Here is a 223-nt window from a genome sequence, read left to right on the forward strand (position 1 = left end):
GGGTGGCCGCCGACGCGACCGCCTGCCGGTGGCCTGGACGCTCGCCTCGGGCGACACCGCGAAAGATATCGCCGAAGCCGAGCACATGCTCGACGTGCGCCGCCACAACTTCTTCAAGCTGAAGATCGGCGCAAAGGCCCTCGAAACCGATATCAAACACGTCGCCGAGATCAAGAAGGCCGTGGGCAATCGCGCCGCCGTGCGCGTGGACGTGAACATGGCT

Annotated in this window: 1 protein-coding gene; it reads left to right on the forward strand. The window is 65.5% G+C overall.

Annotated features, from left to right (window positions below; genetic code table 11):
• Window positions 1–223: enolase C-terminal domain-like protein (locus tag U5782_RS41560; protein WP_415914508.1), on the forward strand; the 223-nt coding region annotated here is incomplete at both ends.

This window comes from Paraburkholderia sp. J67 (assembly GCF_905220265.1).
GTDB lineage: Bacteria > Pseudomonadota > Gammaproteobacteria > Burkholderiales > Burkholderiaceae > Paraburkholderia.